The following is a 25,530-nucleotide window of genomic DNA, read 5'->3' on the forward strand; positions in this document are numbered from 1 at the left end:
GCCGGTGGCGGCCGCTCGCCGCTGTCCGGCGGCCGCACGACCGCCGCACGGCGTTCGCCCGTTTCGAACCGACCACGAACTCCTCTCGAACCGGTGCCGCGAAGCTTGGCGCACAACATCGCCTTCCTGGCTGTCCGCGAACGCACGCCGCCCCACCGCACCTTCGGCACAGCACGGCGGGCCGAATCATCTCGGTTACGAACTGAGCACCAAAGCAGAGGAGGCGGACGATGGATTTCGGCGAGGACCCCTATCCCCAGTACGCGTGGCTGCGCGCGGAAGAACCGGTCCGGCGCGTCCTGGAAGGCAAGGGCCTTTACGGACTGCTCGTGACCCGGTACGAGGACGTGCGCATGCTGCTCTCCGATCCCCGGATGAGCAAGGACCCGCGCAACGCGCCGCTCGACTGGCAGGAGGCGGGCAAGGGGCGCCCCCTTGAGGACCGGACCGGGCTCGGCACCCATCTGCTCACCACGGACGCGCCCGAACACACCCGGCTGCGCAGGCTGGTCTCGACCGCCTTCACCGCCCGCCGGGTCGAGGGCCTGCGCGGCCAGGTGCAGCAGATCACGGACGGGCTCCTCGACGAGATCGTGCCGAGGGGACGCGTCGACCTGGTCACCGAGTTCGCGTTCCCCCTGGCGATCACGGTGATCTGCGAGCTCCTCGGCGTGCCCTCGGCGGACCAGGACGTGTTCCGCCAGTGGACGAAGGACTTCCGCAAGTGGACCAACACCAACAACAACGGCTCCGCCCAGGCCGACAACGAGCAGGCGCGGCCGGTCGGACTGCGCGACCTCCTCGGCTATCTGACGGAGCTGGTCGACAAGCGCCGCCGCGAGCCGGCCGACGGCCTGGTCGACGCGCTGATCGCGGCCAGGGACGACGGCGACCGGCTCGATGAGACCGAGCTGCTCTCGATGATGTCCCTGCTGTTGGTCGGGGGATTCGAGACGACGGTCAACCTGATCGGCAACGGCACGCTCGCCCTCCTGCGCAACCCCGACCAACTCGCGCTGCTGCGCAAGCAGCCGGAGCTGGTGGACGGGGCCCTGGAGGAGATGCTCCGGTACGACGGGTCGTTCGAGACGGCCACGTGGCGGTTCCCGCTCGAACCCATCGAGATCGCGGGCACCCGCATCGAGAAGGGCCACCCGGTGCTGCTGTCGCTGGCCTCGGCCAACCGGGACCAGGCGAAGTTCACGGAGCCCGACCACTTCGACGTCACCCGTGCCGAGAACGGGCACGTGGCGTTCGGCCGCGGTGCGCACTTCTGCCTCGGCGCTCCGCTGGCCCGCCTGGAGGGCCGGATCGCGTTCGACGGGCTCCTGCGCCGACTGCCCGGCCTCGCCCTGGCCGTACCGCCCGAGACGCTGCGATGGCAGCGGAGCCTCACGATCCGCGGACTGGAATCGCTGCCCGTCACGTTCGACGTCTGACCTTCGCTAGCAGGAAAGAGATTCCCATGCGACATGTTGAATTGAGCGCGCGAACGGTGAGCACACGATGAATCGGCGGGTAGCCATCACCGGCATAGGCGTGCGCGCACCGGGCGGTGGAAACGCCAAGGCGTTCTGGGAGCTGATCTCGTCCGGCACCTCGGCCATTCGCACCATCTCGCTGTTCGACGCGACCGCGTTCCGCTCCCGGATCGCGGGCGAGTGCGACTTCGATCCGGTGGCGGAGGGCTTCTCCGCGCAGGAGATCCGGCGGATGGACCGGAGCGCGCAGCTCGCCGTCGCCTCGACCAGGGAAGCGGTCGCGGACGCCGGCCTCGACGTGGACGCGATCGACCCGTACCGCACCGGGACCAGCGTCGGCAGCGCCATCGGCGGCACGATGAGCCTGGACCGGGAGTACAACGTGCTCTCCGACGGCGGCCGCAACTGGCTCCTCGACCACGAGTACGCGATTCCACACCTGTGCAAGTACCTCGTCCCGACGTCGATCGCCGCCGACGTGGCCTACGAGGTCGGCGCGGAGGGCCCGGTGGCGCTGGTGTCCACAGGGTGCACCGCGGGCATCGAATCGGTCTCCCACGCGGCCCGGCTGATCCGTGAGGGCTCCGCCGACGTGATGCTGGCCGGCGGCTCGGACGCGCCCCTGTCACCGGTCTGCGTCGCCTCCTTCGACGCGATCAAGGCGACGACCCCGCGCAACGACGACCCGGCCACCGCGTCCCGCCCGTTCGACCGCACCCGGAACGGGTTCGTGCTCGCCGAGGGCGCCGCGATGCTGGTCCTGGAGGAGTGGAGCCACGCCAGGGCGCGCGGCGCGCACATCTACGCGGAGATCGGCGGCTGGGACGTGCGCGCGAACGCGTTCCACATGACCGGGCTCAGGACCGAGGGCACCGAGATGGCCAAGGCCATCGACGTGGCGCTGCGGATGGCCGGGCGCGCTCCCGACCAGGTGGACTACGTGAACGCGCACGGTTCGAGCACGGTCCAGAACGACCGGCACGAGACGGACGCGTTCAAGCGCAGCCTGGGCGAGCACGCGTACCGGACACCGGTGAGTTCGATCAAGTCCATGATCGGCCACTCGCTGGGCGCGATCGGCTCGATCGAGATCGCGGCCTGCGCGCTGGCCATCGAATCCGGGCTCGTTCCGCCGACGGCCAACCTGCACGAGGCCGACCCGGACCTGGGCCTCGACTACGTCCCGCTGGAGGCGCGGGAGGCGGAGCTGCGCACGATCCTCAAGGTGGGCAGCGGGTTCGGTGGTTTCCAGAGCGCCATGGTGCTGACCGAGGGGGATTCCCATGAGTGACACCAGCCCGGCGCCGACGCGCCAGCGCGCGGTGATCACCGGCATCGGGGTGGTCGCGCCGAACGGGTTCGACACCGATGAGTACTGGGACGCCGTGCTGCACGGGCGCAGCGGCATCGAACGGGTCACCCGGTTCGACCCGACGCAGTACCCGGCCAAGCTGGCGGGCGAAGTGGCCGACTACGACGTCCGCAAGCACGTCCCCGGCCGCCTCGTGCCGCAGACCGACCAGGCCACCCGGCTCGCGCTGATCGCCACGGACGCCGCGGTCAGCGACTCCGCCCTCGATCTTGCCGCCGTCCCGGACGACCAGGTCGGCATCGTCACCGGCATCTCCGCGGGCGGACTCGAGTACAGCCAGCGCGAGTTGGAGAAGCTGTGGAGCCTCGGCAGCGACCACGTGAGCGCGTACCTCTCGTTCTCCTGGTTCTACGCGGTGAACACGGGACAGATCTCGATCCGGCACGGGCTGCACGGCCAGGGCGGGGTCCTGACCGGACAGACGAGCGGCCTCGACTCCCTCGCGCAGGCCCGCCGGTACGTGGACGACGGGCTTCCGGTGGTGATGTGCGGCGCGACGGAGAGCACGCTGTGTCCGCTCGGGTGGGTGATCGAGCTGACCACCGGCCGGATGAGCACGGTGACCGACCCGACGCGGGCCTATCTGCCGTTCGACGCCGCCGCGTCCGGCCATCTGCCCGGTGAGGGCGGCGCCATGCTGATCGTGGAGGAGGCCGAGTACGCCCGCGCCCGGGGGGCTCGGCCGTACGGCGAGATCGCCGGGTACGCCAGCACCTTCGACCCGCGGCCCGGTTCGGGGCGGGAGCCGGGCCTGCGCCGGGCCATCGAGTCCGCGCTCGCGGATGCCGGTGTGACGCCGGCCGATGTCGACGTGGTGTTCGCGGACGCGGCCGGCGTCGCCGAACTCGACCGCGCCGAAGCCGCCGCCGTCACCGCCGTGTTCGGCCCGGGCGGAGTGCCGGTCACCGCGCCGAAGACGATGACCGGCCGGCTGTACTCCGGCGGTCCGGCGCTCGACGTGGCCACGGCGTCGTTGAGCATGCGGCACGGCGTCATCCCGCCGATGATCAATGTGACCGACCCGGTCGAGGACGACCGACTCGACCTGGTCATCGGCCGGCCGCGGGAGACGCCCGTGTCCACCGCCGTGGTGCTGACCCGCAGCGACGGCATCAACTCCGCGCTGGTGCTGACGGCGGCGTAACCCGCCGTACCGCAGCCGCGGGAACCGCTTGCGGACCCACGCCGTACGGGGCAGCCGTCACCACGGCTGCCCCGTACGGCGTTAGCGTTTGGTTCACGGCGTGGCGACGATCTCCAGGACGCCGACCGTCCACGTGAAGCCCGCGCCGATGCCGGCGAGCAGGCACGTCTGACCGGGCTCCAGGGAGCCCTCGGAGACGAGGTGGGCCAGCGCGGCGAACTGGTCGCCCGCGCCGAGATGCCCCACCTGCCGCCCCCAGGACCAGGTGGACTGCTGCGGGTCGATGCCGAACGGGTCGAAGTACTGCGCCCGCATCCGGGTCCGGCCCAGGTTCGGCAGCACGAACCAGTCGACGTCGCTGAACTTCACGTCCGCCTGCGCGCAGGCCCGGTCGAACGCCTCCCGCTGCCCCGCCTCGATGCGGTTGAGCAGGCCCTCCACGCCGAGCTCGCGCACCAGCAAGTCGCTGTTCAGGTCGATCGGCCCTCCGGTGGCCAGCGGCGCGTCGCTGAACTCCTCACCCCGACTGCCGTGCTCCAGGCCGGAGTCGGAGACCGAGACGAGCCCGCGGATCCTGGCGAATCCACCGCGGGCGGACACCACCACGGCGGTGCCGCCGTCGCCGCAGATGGTGCTCGGGTCGCTGCGCCACCGGTCGAAGCCCGGCAGGCAGAACCGGTCGGCCGTGGTGACCAGGGCGGTCGTACGGCCGCCGCCGCTCAGATAGCCGGCCGCGAGCTCCAGGGCGATCATGCCGCCGTTGGACATCTGGCGGACCTCGATCGCCGGGCACGAGCCGCCGCCGGAGAACCGCTGGATGTACGAGGCCGTCGGCCACATGTCGTGACCCTGGTGGTACGCGCAGGCGTGCAGCCGCAGCTGGAGGTCCTCCGGATCGGTCCCGCTGCGTTCGAGCGCGGCCCGCGCGGCAAGCACCGCCATCTCCGGTGCCGACTTGTCCGCCGAGACGCACACCGACTGGATGCCGGTGTTCCAGACCCGCGCCCGTTCGGCGAGGCCGGCGCGGTCCGCCTCGTCGAGTGTCATGCGCTCGGGCAGCCACGAACTCGCGGCGGCGAGGTAGAGGTCGTCGCTCATCGTCGTCCTCCCACGGACTGAATCGGATACCGCATCCGGTCAGGGTCGTCAGGTCCGGCGGAGGCTCGTTCGAGGCCCAGGCGAGGCCTTGACGGGCCCGTCACCGTCGATCCGACCTCGATCGGGTGTCGAAGCGTCCCGGCCATGTTGGTCGTCGACGGCACGAGACGAAGGGGGCAACGATGGCGACGTTCACCCAGGCGGACCTGGTGGGGTACATACGCCGGGCGGCAGGCGAGGACGAGGGACTCGACCTGGACGGCGACATCGGCGAGACCGCGTTCGCCGATCTGGGCTACGACTCCGTCGCGATGGTGGAGGTGACGCTCCTCGTCGAGCGGGAGCTCGGGATCAGCCTGCCGGAGGAGAAGACGAGCAAGGACGCGACGCCGAAGGAGTTCGTCGCGCTGGTCAACGAGCTGCTGCCCGCGTCGATCTAGCCGCGGGCCGCGGTGGCGCGGACGGCTCGACGACCCCGGCGGCGCGGACGGCTCAACGAGGAGATGCCCATGTACAACACCGAGCACAAGCAACGCTTCGACAACGACGCGCCGGTGGCGGGCGAGCAGCTGAGCCTGCTCTCCGAGATCCTCAACCGGGAGACGTTCAGCATCCTCGGCGAGGAGGTGCGCGTCGGTCACCGCTGGCGCTGCTGGGAGGTGGGCGCCGGGGACGGCTCCGTGGCCCGCTGGCTGGCCGCCCGCGTGGGAACGGGCGGACACGTGGTGGCCAGCGACCTCAAGCCGCAGCACGTGCCCGACCATCCACGGATCGAGGCGATCCAGCACGACCTCGCCAGCGACCCGTGGCCGGAGCCGAAGTTCGACCTGATCCACGCCCGGCTGCTGTTGATGCACCTGCCCGACAGGGAGGCCATCGCGGTGAAGCTGGCCGGGCACCTGCGGCCGGGCGGCGCGCTGGTGCTCACCGACTGGTACCGCGCCGCCGACGAGGGCCTGTTCACGTCCCAGGTCGACGAGGACACGGCGCGCGTCTTCCAGGAGTACCACGACGGCGTGCACAAGCTCGCCGGTCAGGCCGGTATGGACTTCGACTGGGCGGCCCGCACGCCGGACGTGCTCTCCGCCGCCGGCTACCGGGACATCACGGTGCGGGACTATCAGGCACCGGGACAGGGCGGGGCACCGTCCGCGCGCCTCGCCCGGCTGCACAGCAGCATGCACGAGCCCTTCCTGCTGAATCAGACGAGCCTGACGGAGGCCGATCTTTCCGTGATCCGGGAGAAGCTTCTCGACCCGGAATTCGAGATGGTCACCAACCACACGTACACGACCATCGTCCGGGCACCGAAGTGAGGATGCGCGGCGACGCGGGCTGCGCCGTGAGTGCCCCGGCTCCGTCCGCCGCGCGCACTCGCTTGAGTAACGGAACAGGCTGACTCAAGTACCGCACAAAGACTGGGACAAGGCCATCGTGCACCCGGGTTGAACGTCACCGTTCTTCCCGAGCGCTGCACGGTGGCCCCTGCCTGTTCAGGGGTGGTACGAACCGGCGCGGCGGAAGCGCGCGCAGGGCGCACAACTCCTCAGGCGTGCCGCCGTGTACCCCAAACATCAATCTTGTCAGGAGGCGGAGCCACAGACTACCGTCTGTCGTATGCCAGCGAGCATATGGGGGAATTAATGGCAGCTTCTGCGGCATCGGTATCTGCGGCAATGCGAAATGTGGATTTCGCGGCCGATCATGCCATCCAGGAACTGGCGAGCATCTCCATACGGATCTGTCGCAGCGAAAGACGGATAAAACCCGGTGTGTGCGCCGCCCTCGGAAATCCCTCATGGCACTCCGCGTCCCAATCGGGGGCGGGCCATGGGGCCTGACCACGTCGGTCGGCTACGGATAGTACTGATCGACGACCACACGCTGCTGCGCGAGGTGGTGCGCGCGGCGCTCGACATGGAACCGGACATGGTCGTGGTCGGCGAGGCCGCCAGCGGCACGGCCGGCATCCTGCACTGCAAGTCCGAGCAGCCCGACGTCGTGCTGCTCGACGTGAACACCCCCGACGGGTCGGTCACCGAGACCGTGCACGCCATCCGCACGATATCGCCGAACGCCAGGATCCTGATCGTCAGCATGCGTGACGACCCGGTCCTCGTGCGCCAGTTGCTCGACTGCGGTGTGCGTGGCTATCTGAACAAGTCGGTGAGCCGGACCGATCTGGTGTCCAGCATCCGCGCGGTGTGCGCCGACGACATCCGCATCGTTCTGCACGTGTCCCCCGACGCGCTCACCTACATTGCCGCGGCGTCGAACTGCTCGGACATGCTCACCAAACGGGAGCTGGAGATTCTGACCCTGGTGAGCAAGGCCATGAGCAATCGGCAGATCTCGCGACGCCTGACGATCGCGGAGGGCACGGTGAAGCGGCACCTGGGCACCATCTTCACCAAGTTGGGTGCGCGTTCCAGGCTCGACGCGGTCAACAAAGCGGTTTCCATCGGGCTCATCGCCCGCGCCGGATAGGACGCTCGTGACAGTTCCCCGACGTGCTGGTTCGGGGGCCCCTTTGAGGATTGCTCGTAGCGCCTTCGTAGCTGATAAGAGAGGCGCAATACGACGCGCTTCCCCGGGTTGTTGCCGCCGCCCGCGACTGGTCTAATCGCTGTCTGGAGAGCCTTTGTTCCCCGTTCTCAGGGGGACGTAATCCGGAAGTATCCGCAGGTGCAGATGAATTCGTTCTCGCCCGGCGTCCGGCAGGCAGTCACTACTGAATCCGGTCACTGGGCGGAACCATCAAGGGGAGGTACGCAGACCGTGACAAGCTTGAAGGGCAAGACCGCGCTGGTGACCGGTGGCCGGACCGGCATCGGCTTCGGCATCGCCACCGCACTGGTCGAGCGGGGCGCGAACGTGGTGATCACCGCGCGCAGTGAGGACAAGCTGCGTGAGGCGGCCGCCCAGCTCGGCGACGACCGGGCCATCGGCATCGTGGGCGAGGCCAGCGACCCCGAGCACGCGCGGAGCGCGGTGGCGGCCGCCGTCGAGCGGTTCGGTTCGCTCGACCTGCTGGTGAACAACGTCGGCGGTACGGAGAGGGACGGCCGCCGCCTTGTCGACACCGACGTGGCGACGTATCTGCGCACCATCGAGATGAACCTGGTGACCTCGCTGACCTGGGTCCAGGCGGCCTGGCACGGCTGGCAGGGCGAGCACGGCGGCGCCATCGTCAACGTGTCCTCGATCGCCAGCCTGCTCGCCGTTCCCGACGGCACCTCGTACGGGACGGCCAAGGCGGCGCTGAACCACTTCACCCGGCAGATGGCGAACGAACTCGCGCCCGGGGTCCGGGTGAACGCCGTCGCGTCCGGCACGGTGCTCACCGACTTCACCAGGGTGAACGTCGAAGGCCGGGAGGAGAAGGTGCTCGGCGGCATCCCGCTGAAGCGCCTCGGAGAGCCCTCCGACGTGGGCGCGGCCGCGGCCTTCCTGCTCTCGGACGACGCGGCCTGGATCACCGGGCACACCCTCGTCGTCGACGGCGGCCGGCTGCTCCACAACCGCTAGTACGGAATCCAGAGGCAAGAACAGGTAGTTCGGTATCGGCGTGATCGAGGATCGCCTCCCCGCGATCCTCGATCCGTCACCAACGGCCCCCCGCGGCACCGGAACTACCGGGTGACCGGCTCTGAACGGGACCTGTCCGACGCCCCCCAGTCCGACCAGGAGTCGCGTCCGGCAAGGACCTCCTGGTGCAACTCCTGCAGCACCTCCGACGGTTCGAGCCCGAGTTCGGTCGACAGCGTCCTGCGGAGGTGCTGGTAGGCCACCAGCGATTCGTTGCGCCGCCCGCTGGAGGCCAGCGCCTTGATCAGCTGTGCGTGATACCACTCGTTGAGCGGTTCGGTGAGCAGCATGGCCTTGAGCTCCCCGACGAGTTCCCGGTGCCGGCCGAGCATCGCGTCGGCCTGGATGCGCAGTTCGACGGCGTGCGCCCGCTGCTCCCCGAGATGGACGACGTGCGCCTGGATGGAAGGACCGGCCGTCACATCGGCGAGCGCCGGCCCCGACCAGAGGCCGAGCGCCTGCCGGAGCAGTCTCCCCGCCGCGGCCGGATCGCCGGAGGCCAGCGCGACGCGCCCCTGCTCCGCCAGCCGGAGAAACGCTTCGAGGTCCAGCTGGCCCGGCTCCACCCGGAGCATGTAGCCGGTGCCGCACGTGGCGAGCACCTGCTCGACCGAGTGGTCGGGCACCCACGGTTCGAACTGCCGCCGCAGCTGGTAGATGTACGTCTGCGCGGTGGGCACGGCGCTCTTCGGCGGCTTGTCACCCCACAGTTCATCGATGATCGCGTCGAGCATGACGATGTTGTTCGCGCACAGGAGCAGCTGCGCCAGCACACGCCGCGCCATCGGCGCGGTCGGCGTGCAGTCGCCCAGATCGTTGGTGACGGTAAGACGGCCGAGTATCTGGAATCGCAACACGGGCGAAAGCCTCCACGCGGAGTTCGTTGGGACGGGCCTCGATTCAGACTCTGCCGAGCGCTTTGCTCGGCAAGCAATGCTTCGAGGCGAAGGTCCCACGCCGGTGACCGTGTCGGGTCGCGTCGACTACAACCTTCGCTGCATTCCCTGGGCGAAAGGTTTACGTCCGGCGGTGCCGGCCAGCCCCTGAGAGCAGAGTGGAATCCGCTGTCATGACAGAGAACTTCGTGAAATCGAGTGGTCACGACGTCGTCGCGGTGGTCGGTCTGTCGTGCCGCCTTCCCGGTGCGAGCTCCCCCGAGGCGTACTGGGACCTGCTGTCGTCCGGCCGGGAGGCCGTCGCAGAGGTGCCCGCCGACCGCGCCGCGCACGTCGGCGCGCGGGTGGGCAGGGCCGGGCTCGTCGAGGGGGTCGCGGACTTCGACGCGGGCTTCTTCGGGGTGTCGCCGCGCGAGGCCGCGGCGATGGATCCGCGGCAGCGACTGATGCTCGAACTGGCGTGGGAAGCCCTTGAGCGCGCGGGAATCGACCCGTCGGTGGTGCGCGGCATTCGGGCGGGAGTCTTCCTCGGGGCCATGGGGGACGACTATGCCGGTCTCGTGCACGACCGGGGCGCGGAAGCGATCGACAGTTTCACGCTGTCCGCGCTCCAGCGCGGCATCCTCGCGAATCGCATCTCGTTCTTCCTGGGCCTTTCCGGCCCGAGTGTGGTCGTGGATTCCGCGCAGTCCTCGGCTCTGGTCGCCCTGCACCAGGCGTACGAGAGCGTGCGCCGCGGGGAGTCGACCTGGGCCCTCGCGGGCGGGGTGAACCTGATCCTCTCGCCGGAGTCGACGGCGGCCGCGAGCGAGTTCGGCGCGCTGTCGCCGGACGGCCGGTGCTACACCTTCGACGCGCGCGCCAACGGGTACGTGCGCGGCGAGGGCGCCGGCATGGTGGTCCTCATGCGCCTCGCGGACGCCATCGCGTACGGCCACGACGTGGTGTGCGTGATCCGCGGCGGCGCGGTGAACAACGACGGCGGCGGCGAGCAGCTGACCACGCCGAGCAGGCCGGGGCAGGAGCAGCTGCTGCGGATGGCCCTCTCCGCGGCGGGCGTCGACGCCACCGACGTGGGATACGTGGAGCTGCACGGCACCGGCACGCCCGTCGGGGACCGCGTGGAGTCGGCGGCCCTGGCCACGGTCTTCGGGGACCGGGACCGGCCGCTGGTGGTGGGGTCGGCCAAGACCAACGTGGGGCATCTGGAGGGGGCGGCGGGGGTCGCCGGCTTCCTCAAGGCGGCGCTGGCGGTCCAGCGCGGCCAGGTGCCGGCGAGCCTGAACTTCACCGCTCCGCCGGACGACGTCCCGCTCACCGAGCTCGGCATCGAGGTCGCCGCCGAACTGCGCGACTGGCCGGGCGACGGGCCCCGGGTGGCGGGCGTGTCGTCGTTCGGGATGGGCGGGACGAACTGCCATCTGGTGCTCGCCCAGGCCCCGGATCCGCTGCCGGTGGAGGACAGCCGCCCCGGCCGCCCGGCCGAGGAGGGCCGCCCCGTCGCGGAGGGCCACCCCGAGAGGGCGGCCACGATCCCCTGGCTCGTGTCCGGCGGCACCGCCCAGGCACTGCGCGCCCAGGCCGAGCGCCTCGCCGACCACCTGGCCGCGCAGGACGGTCCGGATCCGCTCGACATCGGATTCTCGCTGGCGACCACCCGCGCCGCCCTCGCCCACCGCGCCGTCGTGATCGGCGCCGACGCGGCCGAGCTGAGCGAGGGCCTGACCGCCCTTGCGGCGAACGAGCCCGCGCCGCACGTCGTGTCCGGTGTCGTCGCCGACGGCGGCACCGCGTTCATGTTCACCGGGCAGGGCGCGCAACGCACCGGCATGGGCCGGGAGTTGTACGCGCAGTTCCCGGTGTTCGCCGAGGCCTTCGACGCGGTGTGCGCGGAACTGGATCCGCTGCTCGGCCGCGGGGTGCGGGAGATCGCGTGGTGCGACGACGACCTGCTCGGCCGGACCCGGTACACGCAGGCGGCGCTGTTCGCGCTGGAGACGGCGTTGTTCCGCCTGGTGGAGTCGTTCGGCGTGCGTCCGGACCACCTGATCGGCCATTCGATCGGCGAGGTCACCGCCGCGCACGTCGCGGGGGTGCTCTCGCTGCCCGACGCCTGCAAGCTCGTCGCGGCACGCGGACAGCTGATGCAGGCGGCGCCCTCCGGCGGGGCGATGGTGGCCGTCAATGCCGCCGAGGACGACGTACGGGCCGTGCTGCCCGAGTCCGGGGTCAGCGTCGCCGCCGTCAACGGGCCCAACTCGGTAGTGATATCCGGTGACACCGAACCGGTGCTCGCGTTGGCGGAGTCCTTCCGCGCCGAGGGAGTGAAGACCAAGCAGCTGACCGTCAGCCACGCGTTCCACTCCCACCACCTCGACGGAGTCCTGGACGAGTTCGCCGACGCCATCCGCGGGCTGACCTTCCACGCCCCCCGGATCCCCGTCATCTCGAACCTCACCGGACGCCCCGCCACCACCGACGAGCTGACCGACCCGGGCTACTGGGCACGCCACATCCGCGGCACCGTCCGCTTCGCCGACGGCATCCGCGCCCTGCACGGCGCGGGCGTCTCCCGCTACCTCGAGCTCGGCCCCGACCCCGTACTCGCCGGCATGGCCCGGGAAACCCTCGCCGAGCAGGCACCGGCGGCGGTGTCCACCCTGCGCACCGGGCAGCCGGAAGTCCGCGCCCTGCTCAGGGCGCTCGGCACGATGCACGCCACCGGCGTGGACGTGGACTGGACGCGGCTGCTCAGCGGCGGCCGCAGGATCGCGCTGCCCACGTACGCCTTCCAGCGCCGCCGGCACTGGATCGGTGAGGCGCGCGAGGCCGCGTCCGCCGCGGAGCCGAGGCAGCGGCACGACCGCGACGGCGTGCTCGACATGGTGCGCAGACACCTGGCGGCGGTCCTGGGGTACGACGCGGCCGACATGACGCCGCTGACGTCGTTCAAGGACCTCGGCCTCACCTCGCTCACCGCGGTCGAGCTGTGCGCCGGGCTCTCCGGAGAGCTGGGTCTGGTCCTGTCCGGATCCCTGGTGTTCGACCATCCCACCCCTGACCGGTTCGCGACGTACCTGCACGCGGAGCTCACCGGACACGGCGACGCGGGTGCCGCGGTGGGCATCCGGGCAGAGGGCAACAGCATCGCCGCACGGGGCGACGGCACCGCCGACGACGCGATCGCCATCGTCGGGATGGGGTGCCGGTATCCCGGCGGCGCGGCGACGCCGGGCGAGCTGTGGGACCTGGTGCGGTCGGGCCGGGACGCCGTCGGCGGGCTGCCGCGCGATCGCGGCTGGGACCTGGACAACCTCTTCGACCCGGACCCGGCGACCTCGGGGCGGACCTACGTACGGCACGGCGGTTTCCTCGACGACGTCGCGGGATTCGACGCCGGGTTCTTCGGGGTGTCCCCGCGCGAGGCGCTGGCGATGGATCCGCAGCAGCGGCTGCTCCTGGAGACCGCGTGGGAGGCGCTGGAGGACGCCGGGATCGAGCCCGGTTCGCTGCGCGGCAGCAGGACGGGCGTGTTCGTCGGGGCCATGGCGGGCGACTACGGCCCGCGGCTCGACACTCCGTACGGCGGCGTCGACGGATATGTGCTCACCGGCAACACCGGCAGCGTCACGTCCGGCCGCCTTGCGTACTTCCTGGGTCTGGAGGGGCCCGCGGTGACGGTGGACACGGCGTGTTCGTCGTCGCTCGTCGCCCTGCACCAGGCCGCCCAGGCGCTGCGGAGCGGTGACTGCGCCCTGGCGGTGGCCGGTGGCGTGACCGTGATGTCCTCGCCCGGAATGCTGGTGGAGTTCTCCCGCCAGCGGGGGCTGTCCGCCGACGGCCGGTGCAAGGCGTTCGCGGAGGCGGCCGACGGCACCGGCTGGGGCGAAGGAGCGGGCCTCGTCCTCCTTGAGCGCCTGTCCGACGCGCGCGCCAACGGGCACCGGGTCCTTGCGGTGCTGCGGGGTTCGGCGGTCAATCAGGACGGAGCTTCGAACGGCCTGACCGCGCCGAACGGCCCGTCACAGCAGCGAGTCATCCGCGGCGCGCTGGCCAACGCCGGACTCACCGGCGCGGATGTCGACGTGGTCGAAGCCCATGGCACGGGCACCGAACTCGGCGACCCGATCGAAGCGCAGGCCCTGCTGGCCACGTACGGGAAGGAGCACTCCCCGGAACAGCCGCTGTGGCTCGGCTCGCTGAAGTCGAACATCGGTCACACCATGGCGGCGGCCGGGGTCGGCAGCGTCATCAAGATGGTGGAGGCGCTGCGTCACGGTGTGCTGCCGCCGACGCTGCACGTGGATGAGCCGACGTCACACGTGGACTGGGATGCCGGGGGAGTCCGGTTGCTCACCGAGCTCCGCGAGTGGCCTTCGACGGATCGGCCGCGTCGTGCCGGGGTGTCGTCGTTCGGCATCAGCGGCACCAACGCGCATGTGATCCTGGAGCAGGCGCCGCAGCCGGAGCCGTCGGAGCCCCCGTCCCCGGAGGGGCCAGTCGGGTGGGTCCTTTCGGCGCGGACCGAGGAGGCGCTGCGGGCGTACGCGGGACAGATCGCCACCGCCGCCCCCTCCGATGTGTCCACCGTGGACATCGCCACGACGCTGGCGGCACGCTCCGCGTTCGAGCACCGTGCCGTGGTGGTCGGCTCCACCCGCGAGCAACTCCTCGCCGGACTCACGTCCGTGGCGGAGGGCCTTCCCTCGGACACGGTGATCACCGGACGTGCACGGGACGGCAAGACCGCGCTGGTGTTTCCGGGACAGGGTTCGCAGTGGGACGCGATGGCCCGTGACCTGTACGCGACCGCTCCGGTGTTCCGTGCCCGCATCGACGACTGCGCACAGGCGCTGTCCGCGTACGTCGACTGGGACTTGCTGGAGGTGTTGCTGACCGACGACGGCGCGCCGCTGTTGACCCGGGTGGATGTGGTGCAGCCGGCGCTGTTCGCGGTGATGGTGTCGCTGGCCGCGCTGTGGCAGTCGTATGGGCTGCGGCCGGACGCAGTGATGGGCCATTCCCAGGGAGAGATCGCCGCGGCCTGCGTCGCCGGGGCCCTGTCGCTGGAGGACGCGGCTCGCGTCGTGGCGCTGCGCAGTCAGGCGATCCGCGCGCTGGCCGGGCAGGGCGGCATGGTGTCCATCGCGCTGTCCGTCGACGAAGTGCGGCCGCGTTTGCAGCAGTGGGACGGTGACATCGGCATCGCCGCGATCAACGGCCCTGGTTCCACGGTGGTGTCCGGCAGCGCGCAGGGCCTCGACGAGCTGCAAGCCGTCTTCGAGGCCGATGGCGTACGCACCTGGCGCATCCCCGTCGACTACGCCTCGCACTCCCCGCACGTCGACCAGATCCGCGACCGCATCCTGGAGCTGCTGGCGCCGATCCGCCCGCAGGCCGGCACCATCCGCTTCTACTCCACCGTCACCGCACAACACATCGACACCACCGAACTCGACGCGGAGTACTGGGTCCGCAACCTCCGCGGCACGGTCGAGTTCGAAGCCACCACCCGGCTGCTGCTGGCGGACGGCTACGACACCTTCATCGAGTCGAGCCCGCACCCCGTCCTGGCTCCCGGAGTGCAGGAGACCATCGACAGCACACCGACTCCCGCCCGGAGCATCGGCACACTGCGCCGTGACAACGGCGACCTGACCAGCTTCCTGCGCGCCACCGGCGAAGCCTTCACCGCCGGAGCCACCTCCCACTGGAGCCCTGCGCAGCAGCACAAGGGCAGCCATGTCACCCTGCCCACCTATCCCTTCCAGCGGGCGCACTACTGGCTCACCCCCGACACCGGCCGACGCGATGTCAGCGCCGTCGGCCTGACGGCGGCCGGTCACCCCCTGCTCGGCGCTGTCACCGAGGGTGCGGCCAGCACGGTGTTCACCGGTCGGATCTCCCTGGCCACTCACCCGTGGCTGGCCGACCACGAAGTCGCCGACACCGTCGTGGTGCCCGGCGCCGCCTTCGTCGAGCTGGCCGTGCACGCCGCCGACCTGGTGGGGTGCGGCGCCGTGCGCGAGCTGACCGTGCAGGCCCCGCTCGTCCTGAGCGAACAGGGCGCGGTGAGGCTCCGGGCGGAGGTCGGCGAGCCCACCGGCGACGGCGCGCGCCCGATACGTATCGACGCACGCCCGGACACCGGCGCCGACGCCTCCTGGACGTGCCACGCCACAGGCGTCCTGGACATCGAGACGCCGACCCCGGACTGGGACCTCACCGCCTGGCCCCCCGCCGGGGCCGAGCCCGTCGACATCTCGTACGACACCCTCGCCACCGCCGGATACCAGTACGGCGAAACCTTCCAAGGGCTGCACCAGATGTGGCGCCACAACGACCACATCTACGCCGAGGTCGCCCTCCCCACCGACCCCGACACCTACACCCTCCACCCCGCCCTCCTCGACGCCACACTCCACGCCGCACTGCTGGGCCAGGACCTGCCCAACGACGGCCGGATACGGCTGCCGTACGCCTGGGAAGGCGTGACGCTGCACGCTTCCGGCGCCGCCGCGCTGCGGGTGTCCGTGACGACCGCGGGGGACAACGCGCTGCGGCTGCGCGCGGCGGACGGCGCCGGCATGCCCGTCGCCGAGGTGGCGTCCCTCACCATGCTGCCGGCCGACCTCACCGACCTCGGTGCTCCGGCCGTGCACCGGGACTCCCTGCTGCGCCTGGAATGGCTGCCCGCGCCGTCGACGGACGCAAGCCCGCCCACCGGGCTCGCGCTGCTCGGCCACGACCCGTTCGGCCTGCGCTCGGGAACGGGCGTCGACTGGCACGAGTTCACCGAACTGGCCGCGATACCCGGCGACTCGCCCGACGTGGTCGTGTGCGTCGGAGGCGACGGCGCGCCGGACGTCCCGGCGGCCGCCCGCACGGCGCTGTACGGGGCGCTCGACCTGGTCCAGGCATGGCTGTCCGACGACCGGTTCGCGGACGCACGGCTCGTCGTGGTGACCCGGCGCGCGGTCATGACCACAAGCGGCGAGCCCGTACCGGACCTCGCCGCCGCGCCCCTGTGGGGGCTGCTCCGCTCCGCGCAGAACGAGAACCCCGGCCGCCTCGTCCTGGTCGACGTGGACGACGACGACCGCTCGCTCGCCGCGCTGCCCGCCGCACTGGCCGGTGACGCCACCCAGTTCGCGCTGCGGGACGGGCACGTCGTGGTGCCGAGACTGACCAGGCCGAGCGCCAAGGACCGACTGCGGGAACCGGCAGGCGTGCCGTCGCCGTCGGACGCCGAGGGCCAGGAGTCGCCGTCGGACGCCGAGAGCCAGGGCGGGCCGGAGCCGCTGTCACGGTGGGACACCGACGGCACCGTGCTGATCACCGGTGGTACGGGCACACTCGGCAGGCTCTTCGCCCGGCACTTGGTCACGCGGCACGAGGTGCGGAACCTGCTCCTTGTCTCCCGGCGCGGGCCGGACGCCCCCGGAGCCGCGGACCTGGTCGCCGAACTGTCCGGCCTGGGCGCCGAGGTGACGGTGGCCGCGTGCGACGCGGCCGACCGGGACGCGCTGTCCGCACTGCTCGCGGCCATCCCGGCGGACCACCCGCTCACCGGCGTGGTGCACACCGCGGGGACCCTGGACGACGGGCTGATCTCCGGGATGACGCCGGAAAGCCTCGACACGGTCCTGACGCCGAAGCTGGACGCGGCGTGGCACCTGCACGACCTGACCCGCGACCTCGGCCTGTCCGCGTTCGTCCTGTTCTCCTCGATCATGGGCACGATCGGCAACGCGGGCCAGGGGAACTACGCCGCCGCGAACGTGTTCCTCGACGCGCTCGCCCAGCACCGCCACGCCACCGGACTGCCCGCGACCTCGCTCGCGTGGGGCTTCTGGAGCGAGCGCAGCGAACTGACCGGCGACCTGGCCGACACGGACCTCGCCCGCATGGCACGCACCGGCCTCAAACCACTGCCGTCGGACGAGGGCGTCGCGCTGTTCGACGCGGCGCTCGCCCGTGGTGCGGCCACCGCGACACCGGCCGCGCTCGACCTGGACCGGCTGCGCGCGCGGGCCGCCGAGGCGAGCCTGCCGGAGGTGCTGCGCGGCCTCGTCCGGGCGCGGCGCACGGCGACCGCGGTCACGGCGACCGGCTCGACGCTCGCCGACCGCCTCGCCGGACGCCCGGCCGAGGACGTCGACCGCGAACTGCTCGACCTGGTGCGCTCCCACACCGCCGCCGTGCTGGGCCACGCAGGCGCCGGTTCCGTACAGCCGGACATCGCGTTCCGGGAACTCGGCCTCGACTCGCTGTCCGCGATGGAGCTCCGCAACCGGCTCAACGACGTCACCGCACTGCGGCTCCCGGCCACCGTCGTGTTCGACCACCCCACCCCGTCCGGCCTGGCCGCGCTCCTGCGCGCGGAACTCCTCGGCGGGACCACCCCGGCCGTCACACCGGCGGCCGCGGCACTCGCCCCGGCAAGGGACGACGAGCCGGTCGCCGTCGTCGGCATGGGGTGCCGGTACCCCGGAGGTGTGCTGTCGCCGCAGGGCCTGTGGGACCTCGTGCGGTCGGAGCGGGACGCCGTCGGCGGGCTGCCGCGCGATCGCGGCTGGGACGTGGACAACCTCATCGACCCGGACCCGGGGCGCACCGGCAAGAGCTATGTCGACAAGGGCTACTTCCTCGACGACGCGGGGGAGTTCGACGCCGGGTTCTTCGGCATCTCGCCGCGCGAGGCACTGGCCATGCACCCGCAGCAGCGGCTGCTCCTGGAGACCATGTGGCAGACGCTGGAGGACGCCGGGATCGAGCCCGGTTCGCTGCGCGGCAGCAACACGGGCGTCTTCGTCGGCGCGATGTTCCAGGAGTACGGGCCGTCGATGCACGACGGTTCGGCGGAGGCCGACGGGCTGCTGCTCACCGGCACCATGGGCAGCGTCGTGTCCGGCCGCCTTGCGTACTTCCTGGGTCTGGAGGGGCCCGCGGTGACGGTGGACACGGCGTGTTCGTCGTCGCTCGTCGCCCTGCACCAGGCCGCTCAGGCGGTGCGCAGCGGTGAGTGCGGTCTGGCGGTGGCCGGTGGCGTCAGTGTGATGTCCTCGCCGGGCGTGCTGGTGGAGTTCTCCCGCCAGCGGGGGCTGTCCGCCGACGGTCGGTGCAAGGCGTTCGCGGAGGCGGCCGACGGCACCGGCTGGGGCGAAGGGGCGGGCCTCGTGGTGCTTGAGCGCCTGTCCGACGCGCGCGCCAACGGGCATCGGGTCCTTGCGGTGCTGCGGGGCTCGGCGGTGAACCAGGACGGTGCGTCGAACGGCCTGACCGCGCCGAACGGCCCGTCGCAGCAGCGAGTGATCCGCGGGGCGCTGGCCAACGCCGGACTCACTGCCGCCGATGTCGATGTCGTCGAAGGACACGGCACGGGCACCACGCTCGGCGATCCGATCGAGGCGCAGGCCCTGCTGGCCACGTACGGGCAGGAGCACTCCGACGATCAGCCGCTGTGGCTGGGTTCGCTGAAGTCGAACATCGGTCACACCATGGCGGCGGCCGGCATCGGCGGTGTCATCAAGATGGTGGAGGCGCTGCGTCATGGAGTGCTGCCGCCGACGTTGCACGTGGACGCGCCGAGCTCACATGTGGACTGGAGCACTGGTGGGGTCCGGTTGCTCACCGAAGCGCGGGAGTGGCCCGAGGTGGGGCGGCCGCGTCGTGCCGGGGTGTCGTCGTTCGGCATCAGCGGCACCAACGCTCATGTGATCCTGGAGCAGGCGCCGCAGCCGGAGCCGTCGGAGCCCTCGTCCTCGGAGCCGCCTGCGGAGGCTCCGGTCGGGTGGGTGCTTTCGGCGCGGACCGAGGAGGCGCTGCGGGCGTACGCGGGACAGATCGCCACCGCCGCCGACTCCGAAGTGCCGCTCGTGGACATCGCCACGACACTGGCCGGGCGTACCGCGTTCGAACATCGCGGTGTGGTGGTCGGCTCCACCCGTGAGCAACTCCTCGCCGGTCTGAAGTCCCTCGCGGACGATGTTCCCGCCGATGACGTGGTGACGGGCACCGCTGGAACCGGCAAGGCGGTGCTGGTGTTTCCGGGGCAGGGTTCGCAGTGGGACGCGATGGCCCGTGACCTGTACGCGACCGCTCCGGTGTTCCGCGCGCGCCTTGAGGAGTGTGCGCAGGCGCTGTCCGCGTACGTCGACTGGGACTTGCTGGAGGTGTTGCTGACCGACGACGGCGCGCCGCTGTTGACCCGGGTGGATGTGGTGCAGCCGGCGCTGTTCGCGGTGATGGTGTCGCTGGCCGCGCTGTGGCAGTCGTATGGGCTGCGGCCGGGCGCGGTGTTGGGCCACTCCCAGGGGGAGATCGCCGCGGCGTGTGTCGCTGGTGCGTTGTCGCTGGAGGACGCGGCTCGGGTGGTGGCGCTGCGCAGTCAGGCGATTCGTGCGCTGGCGGGGCAGGGCGGCATGGTGTCGATCGCGCTGTCGGTCGATGAGGTGCGGCCGCGTTTGCGTCAGTGGGACGGTGATATCGGCATCGCCGCGATCAACGGCCCTGGTTCCACGGTGGTGTCCGGCAGTGCGCAGGGCTTGGACGAGCTGCAAGCCGTCTTCGAGGCCGATGGCGTACGCACCTGGCGCATCCCCGTCGACTACGCCTCGCACTCCCCGCACGTCGACCAGATCCGTGAGCAGGTCCTCGACCTGCTGGCGCCGATCCGCCCACGGCCCAGTGAGGTGCACTTCTATTCGACCGTCATGGGGCAGCGGGTCGACACCACGGAGTTGGATGCCGACTACTGGTTCCGCAACCTTCGCACCACGGTGGAGTTCGAGGCCACCACGCGGCTGCTGCTGGCGGACGGCTACGACACCTTCATCGAGTCCAGCGCCCACCCCGTGCTGGCTCCGGGTGTGCAGGAGACCATCGACAGCACACCGCATCCCGCCCGCAGCATCGGCACACTGCGGCGCGACAACGGCGACCTGACCAGCTTCCTGCGCGCCACCGGCGAAGCCTTCACCGCCGGAGCCACCACGCACTGCGTCCCCGCGCGGCAGCACGACGGCAGCCATGTCACCCTGCCCACCTATCCCTTCCAGCGGGCGCACTACTGGCTCACCCCCGACACCAACCGACGCGATGTCAGCACCGCGGGACTGACCGCGGCTGACCATCCGCTGCTCAGCGCCATCACCGACGGCGCCACCAGCACGGTGTTCACCGGCCGGATCTCCGTGGCCGCCCACCCCTGGCTGGCCGACCACGAGGTCGCCGGCACCACCGTGCTCCCCGGGTCCGTGTTCGTCGAGCTTGCGGTGCACGCCGCCGACCGGGTGGGTTACGGAACCATCCGGGAACTGACCGTGCAGACCCCGCTGATACTCCCCGAACACGGTGCCGTACGGCTCCGCGTAGAGGTCAGCGAGCCCACCACGGGCGACGGCGCACGGCCGATACGTATCGACGCCCGCCCGGACATGAGCACCGACACGTCCTGGACGTGCCACGCCACGGGCGTCCTGGACGTCGAGGCACCGTCCCCGGACTGGGACCTCACCGCCTGGCCTCCCGCGGGCGCGGAGCCCGTGGACATGTCGTACGACACCCTCGCCGCGTACGGATACGACTACGGCGAAACCTTCCAGGGGCTGCACCGGATGTGGCGCCACAAGCACCACATCTACGCGGAGATCGGCCTCCCCACCGACCCCGACACCTACAACGTCCACCCGGCCCTCCTCGACGCCGCGCTCCACGCCGCGTGCACCGAGGGCCCCCGGCTTGCGACGTCGTGGCGTGGCGTCGCCGTGCACGCGGTCGGCGCGTCCGCCCTGCGGGTGCGGATCGGCCCGAGCCGCACCGGCTCGGTGTCGATGATGCTGGCCGACACCGTGGGCGATCCGGTCGCCGAGCTCGCGGTCGGCACCACCCCCGTCGACGCGGGGCAGCTGCGGGCCGCCAGGGTCGCGCAACTCGACGCGCTGTACCGGGAGGTATGGGTCGACCACGTCGCGCACTCGTTGCCCCGCAAGGCGAACTGGGCGGTCGTGGGCGCGGATCCGCTGGGCGCCGCCGCGGGACTGACGGCCGCGGGCGTGGACGCCCAGGAGTACCCGGGGCTCGACGCCCTGGCCGCGGTCGGCGGGGGCGTGCCGGACTATCTGGTGCTCACCGTGCCGACGGGCGCGGAGGTCGCCGCCACCGCGCGGGAGACAGCGCGTCAGCTGGACGCGCTCCTGGCGACCGAAGCGTTCGCCGCGGTGACCGCGGTGTTCCTGACCACCTCCGTGGTACGGGCCTTCGACCGCGCGGGCACCGACCTCGGCGGCGGCGCGGTGTGGGGCCTGATCCGGTCCGCGCAGGCGGACAACCCCGGACGGTTCGTGCTGGCCGACGTGGACGCCGACGCAGCGTCGTGGCGGGCGCTGCCCTGGGCCGTCATGTCGGGCGAGCCGCAGCTGGCCCTGCGCGAGGGCCGGGCCAGGGTGCCGCGGCTCGCACCGGCGGGCGGGACGGCCGACGGTACGGAGCGGTTCGCCACGGGCGAGGGCACGACGCCGATCATGGGCGGTGGCACGACGCTGGTCACGGGCGAGGGCACGACGCTGGTCACGGGCGGAGCCACGCCGATGGGCGAACACCTGGCCCGGCACCTGGTGGCCGTGCACGGCGTGCGGCACCTGGTGCTCACCGGCGCCGAGGACCCCGTACTGGCCGCGGAGCTCACCGCGTTGGGTGCCACCGTCACCACCGCGGCGTGCGATCCGGGTGACCGCGCGGCGCTGCGCGAGCTGATCGACGGTCTGCCTGCGGAGCGTCCGCTGTCGATGGTGGTGTACGTGCCGCAGGGGCTGCCGAGCGACGCGACGCCTTCTCTGACCTCTCGGGAGCCTTCTCCGGCATCCTCGCTCACGCCGGATGCGATCGCCGAGGCGGTGCGCGCGACGGTCGGTGCCGCGGAGCTCCTGGACCAGGAGGCCGGGGCCGCCACCCTCGTCCTGTGCTCGTCGTTCGCCGGGACCCTCGGCGGCGACGCGACCGCCGCCTCGGCCGCGTCGGCCGCCGCACTGGACGCGCTCGCCCGACGGCGCCGGGCGCGCGGCGCCCCCGCGGTGTCGCTGGCCTGGGGGCCCTGGGCGCCGGGCGACGCACCGTCCCGTACCGGGATCGCGGGGGTGGGCGTGCTGGGGGCGCGGGAGGCGGTCGCGCTGTTCGACGCCGCCTGTGGCGCCGGCGAACCCGTGCTGATTCCGGCCAGGCTGGATCTGGCCGACCTCGCCCGGCAGGCCAGGACCGGGAAGGCGCTGCCGCCCGCGTTCCGGTCGCTGGTCAGGACCACCGGCAAACGCACGGCGGGCGGCGGCGCGGTCTCGCCGACCTCGCTGCGGGAACGGCTCGCGTCGATGGCGGAGGCCGACCGGCACCAGACGCTGTCCGACCTGATCTCCACGCAGATCTCGGCGGTACTGGGGCTCGATTCGCCCGATGTCGTGCAGCCGAACCAGATCTTCCGCGAGCTCGGGTTCGACTCGCTGTCGATTCTGACCCTGCGCAACCGCCTGAACTCGGCGACCGGCGTGCGGCTTGACGCCTCGTCGATGTTCCAGCAGTCGACACCGGACGACCTGGTCCAGCACCTCAAGCAAGCACTGCTCGAGAACTGACGCGGCAGAGGAGACGATGATGCACCCACCGCTCACGCAGTCCGAACGCGTCGTTGCCCCGACGGGACGCGGCTATCTGCTGGTCGAGTCGCATCCCGCCGGATGCCTGCGCAGCGTCGAGCTGATGCGGGCCGAGGTGCCGGAGCCCGGGAAGCCACCGGCGCGGCGGCCGACGGCGCTGGTGATCGGGTCGAGCGCGGGCTACGGCCTGGCGAGCACCGTCGCCGGGCTCGTGCGGTACGGCATCGACGGCGTCGGCATCGGTGTGGAGCGTCCGGCCGGGCGCCGCAGCGCGTCCGCCGGGTGGTACCGCACCGTCGCCACCGACGCGCTCGCCCGCGAGCTCGGGTCGGACTTCTCGTTCCGCAACGCCGACGCGTTCGCCGACACCACCAAGGCCGAGACGCTTGACCTGCTGGCCGAGCGGTTCGGCGGCGTGGACTACCTGATCTACAGCCTGGCCGCGCCCAAGCGCACCGATCCACGGAGCGGCACCACCTACCAGTCGGTGCTCAAGCCGCTCGGCACGCCGTACACCACGCGGAACCTGGAGTTCGCCGACGACGGCGCCGCGTACCTGCGGGAGGTCACCGTGGGTCCGGCGAACGAGGCCGAGACCGCCGCGACGGTCCGCGTCATGGGCGGCGAGGACTGGTCCCGCTGGATCACCGCCCTTGCCGAACGCGGGCTGCTGCGCGACGGCTTCCGCACGGTCGCCCTCTCCTACGTCGGCTCGCCGCTGACCTCGGCGATCTACCGCGCGGGCACGATCGGCGCGGCCAAGGCCGACCTGGAGGCCACCGCGGTCGCCCTGACCGAGCGCCTTGCCGCGGTGGGCGGCCGCGCCTACACATCGGTGAACGGCGCCGTGATCTCGCAGGCGTTGACCGCCATCCCCGGCATCCCGCTCTACGTCAGCCTGCTCCGCGGCGTCCTGGGCGACCGCTTCCCGTCGCCCGTCGCGCAGGCGCTCCAGCTGTGGGACCAGCTCACGTCGGACCATCCCGACCTGGACGAGTCCGGCCGCATCCGCCTCGACCGCTGGGAGCTGGCCGCGCCGGTCCAGGCCGCCGTGGCCGAACGCTGGCGGTCGCTCACCCCCGAAACCCTCACCGAGCAGGCCGACATCCCATGGTTCCGCACCCAGTTCCGTTCCCTGTTCGGCTTCGACGTCCCCGGCGTCGACTACGACACCCCGGTCGAGACGGACCTGCCCTGGCCGGCCCCGCGCTGATCCCCGAAGGCTGACGTTTCCGCGGGCCGACGTCTCCCGAGGACCGACGTCACCCGAGCAGCGCCGCGACCACCACCAACACCGGCACCGACGCCATCGTCGACAGCAGGATCGACTCCCGTGCGAGGCGTTCCGCCACCCGGTAGTGACTCGCGTACGTGAAGAGGTTCTGGGCCGCCGGAAGCCCCGACGTCACCACGACATCCAGCAGCCTCGCCCCGTGCAGGCCGAACACGCAGGACGCGAGCACCCACGCCGCCACCGGCTGGCCCACCGCCTTCAGCGCCGCCGACAGCAGCACCGGCGCCCGGTCCGCGCCCCGGCCGCCGGGCAGGGAACTCCCGCACAGCGAGATGCCGAACGCGATCAGGATCGTCGGGACGGACATGTTCGCGATGAGTTCCATCGGATCGAACAGCGGGGACGGGACGGTGAAGCCCGCCGCCGACACCGCGACGCCGGAAAGCGAGCCGATCGCGATCGGATTGCGGAACGGGGTCAGCAGCCGCTGTGCCCACGAAAGGCGCGCCTCCCCGGACGCCGCCCCGGACAGGTCGAGCACCGTCAGCGCCACCGGTGTCACGACGAGCTGCTGGAAGAGGAGGACCGGCGCCACGAGGGACGCGTCGCCGAGCACATAGACCGCGATCGGGATGCCCAGGTTCCCGGAGTTCACGTACGACGAGCACAGCGCGCCGATCGTGATGCAGCCCGTGCCCCAGCCGCGTACGACACCCACCGCGACGAAGATCCCGGCCGCCGCCGCCGTGGAGAGCGCCGTGACCAGCAGGCTCGGCGAGAGGATCACGGACAGGTCCGCCCGGGCCAGCATCGTGAACAGGAGCGCGGGCGTGGTCACATGGAAGGCCAGCTTGGTGAGCACCCGACGGCCGTCCTCGCCGAGATGCCCGCGCCGCCCGATGACGTAGCCGACCGCGATGACGACCGCGATGACCGCGAACCCGTTGAGAACTCCTTGCACGCCCGCCAGCCTCAACCGCGACCGAACCACCGGTCAACGTTGATCCACATCAACGTGATCCACCCCACTACGGCATGCGCGGGGAGCGCACGGACCGGGACCCACGACTG

Annotated in this window: 12 protein-coding genes; 9 read left to right on the top strand and 3 right to left on the bottom strand. The window is 71.6% G+C overall.

What is annotated here, in order from left to right; translation table 11 throughout:
- The first annotated feature begins 230 nt into the window (after positions 1-230).
- The 3 genes from ACFWZ5_RS26930 to ACFWZ5_RS26940 all read left to right on the top strand — a co-directional run bounded on the left by ACFWZ5_RS26930 (position 231) and on the right by ACFWZ5_RS26940 (position 3,997).
- On the top strand, positions 231-1,439 hold the full coding sequence (locus ACFWZ5_RS26930) for a cytochrome P450 (RefSeq protein WP_384789439.1): 1,209 nt from the start codon (positions 231-233) through the stop codon (positions 1,437-1,439).
- Positions 1,440-1,506: 67 nt separating this feature from the next.
- Positions 1,507-2,772 carry a beta-ketoacyl-[acyl-carrier-protein] synthase family protein gene (locus ACFWZ5_RS26935; RefSeq protein WP_384789436.1) on the top strand — a complete coding sequence of 422 codons (1,266 nt, stop codon included), beginning with the start codon at positions 1,507-1,509 and terminating at the stop codon, positions 2,770-2,772.
- Positions 2,765-3,997, top strand: coding sequence for a ketosynthase chain-length factor (locus ACFWZ5_RS26940; protein ID WP_384789433.1), 1,233 nt, complete (start codon positions 2,765-2,767; stop codon positions 3,995-3,997). Before ACFWZ5_RS26935 ends, ACFWZ5_RS26940 begins: the two co-directional genes overlap by 8 nt.
- Before the next feature lie 93 nt (positions 3,998-4,090).
- On the opposite strand, the gene ACFWZ5_RS26945 is transcribed toward ACFWZ5_RS26940, so the two are convergent.
- Positions 4,091-5,095, bottom strand: coding sequence for a ketoacyl-ACP synthase III family protein (locus ACFWZ5_RS26945; RefSeq protein WP_384789430.1), 1,005 nt, complete (start codon positions 5,093-5,095; stop codon positions 4,091-4,093).
- A gap of 182 nt (positions 5,096-5,277) precedes the next feature.
- Between ACFWZ5_RS26945 and ACFWZ5_RS26950 the strand changes: the two genes are divergently transcribed.
- From ACFWZ5_RS26950 to ACFWZ5_RS26965, 4 genes are all read left to right on the top strand, one after another.
- Complete coding sequence (locus ACFWZ5_RS26950; RefSeq protein ID WP_384789427.1) at positions 5,278-5,535, top strand: acyl carrier protein; 258 nt, start codon at positions 5,278-5,280, stop codon at positions 5,533-5,535.
- A 69-nt stretch (positions 5,536-5,604) separates the two neighbouring features.
- Complete coding sequence (locus tag ACFWZ5_RS26955; RefSeq protein ID WP_384789424.1) at positions 5,605-6,411, top strand: methyltransferase; 807 nt, start codon at positions 5,605-5,607, stop codon at positions 6,409-6,411.
- A 514-nt stretch (positions 6,412-6,925) separates the two neighbouring features.
- Positions 6,926-7,582 (top strand): response regulator, encoded by a 657-nt coding sequence (locus ACFWZ5_RS26960; protein ID WP_384789421.1) that lies wholly within the window; start codon positions 6,926-6,928, stop codon positions 7,580-7,582.
- Positions 7,583-7,873: 291 nt separating this feature from the next.
- On the top strand, positions 7,874-8,623 hold the full coding sequence (locus ACFWZ5_RS26965) for an SDR family oxidoreductase (RefSeq protein ID WP_384789418.1): 750 nt from the start codon (positions 7,874-7,876) through the stop codon (positions 8,621-8,623).
- 104 nt (positions 8,624-8,727) lie between these two features.
- Here ACFWZ5_RS26965 and ACFWZ5_RS26970 read toward each other — a convergent pair whose 3' ends face one another.
- On the bottom strand, positions 8,728-9,540 hold the full coding sequence (locus ACFWZ5_RS26970) for a BTAD domain-containing putative transcriptional regulator (RefSeq protein ID WP_384789416.1): 813 nt from the start codon (positions 9,538-9,540) through the stop codon (positions 8,728-8,730).
- A gap of 212 nt (positions 9,541-9,752) precedes the next feature.
- On the opposite strand from ACFWZ5_RS26970, the gene ACFWZ5_RS26975 reads away from it, so the two are divergent.
- Both ACFWZ5_RS26975 and ACFWZ5_RS26980 read left to right on the top strand, forming a co-directional pair.
- Positions 9,753-23,204 (top strand): SDR family NAD(P)-dependent oxidoreductase, encoded by a 13,452-nt coding sequence (locus ACFWZ5_RS26975; RefSeq protein WP_384789413.1) that lies wholly within the window; start codon positions 9,753-9,755, stop codon positions 23,202-23,204.
- Positions 23,205-23,223: 19 nt separating this feature from the next.
- Positions 23,224-24,438, top strand: coding sequence for a trans-2-enoyl-CoA reductase family protein (locus ACFWZ5_RS26980; RefSeq protein ID WP_384789410.1), 1,215 nt, complete (start codon positions 23,224-23,226; stop codon positions 24,436-24,438).
- Between the two features lie 49 nt (positions 24,439-24,487).
- Here ACFWZ5_RS26980 and ACFWZ5_RS26985 read toward each other — a convergent pair whose 3' ends face one another.
- Entirely contained in the window at positions 24,488-25,420 is a 933-nt protein-coding gene (locus tag ACFWZ5_RS26985; RefSeq protein ID WP_384789407.1) for an AEC family transporter, read from the bottom strand.
- Between the last annotated feature and the right edge of the window lie 110 nt (positions 25,421-25,530).

The organism is Streptomyces sp. NPDC059003, from assembly GCF_042740445.1.
Lineage (GTDB): Bacteria > Actinomycetota > Actinomycetes > Streptomycetales > Streptomycetaceae > Streptomyces.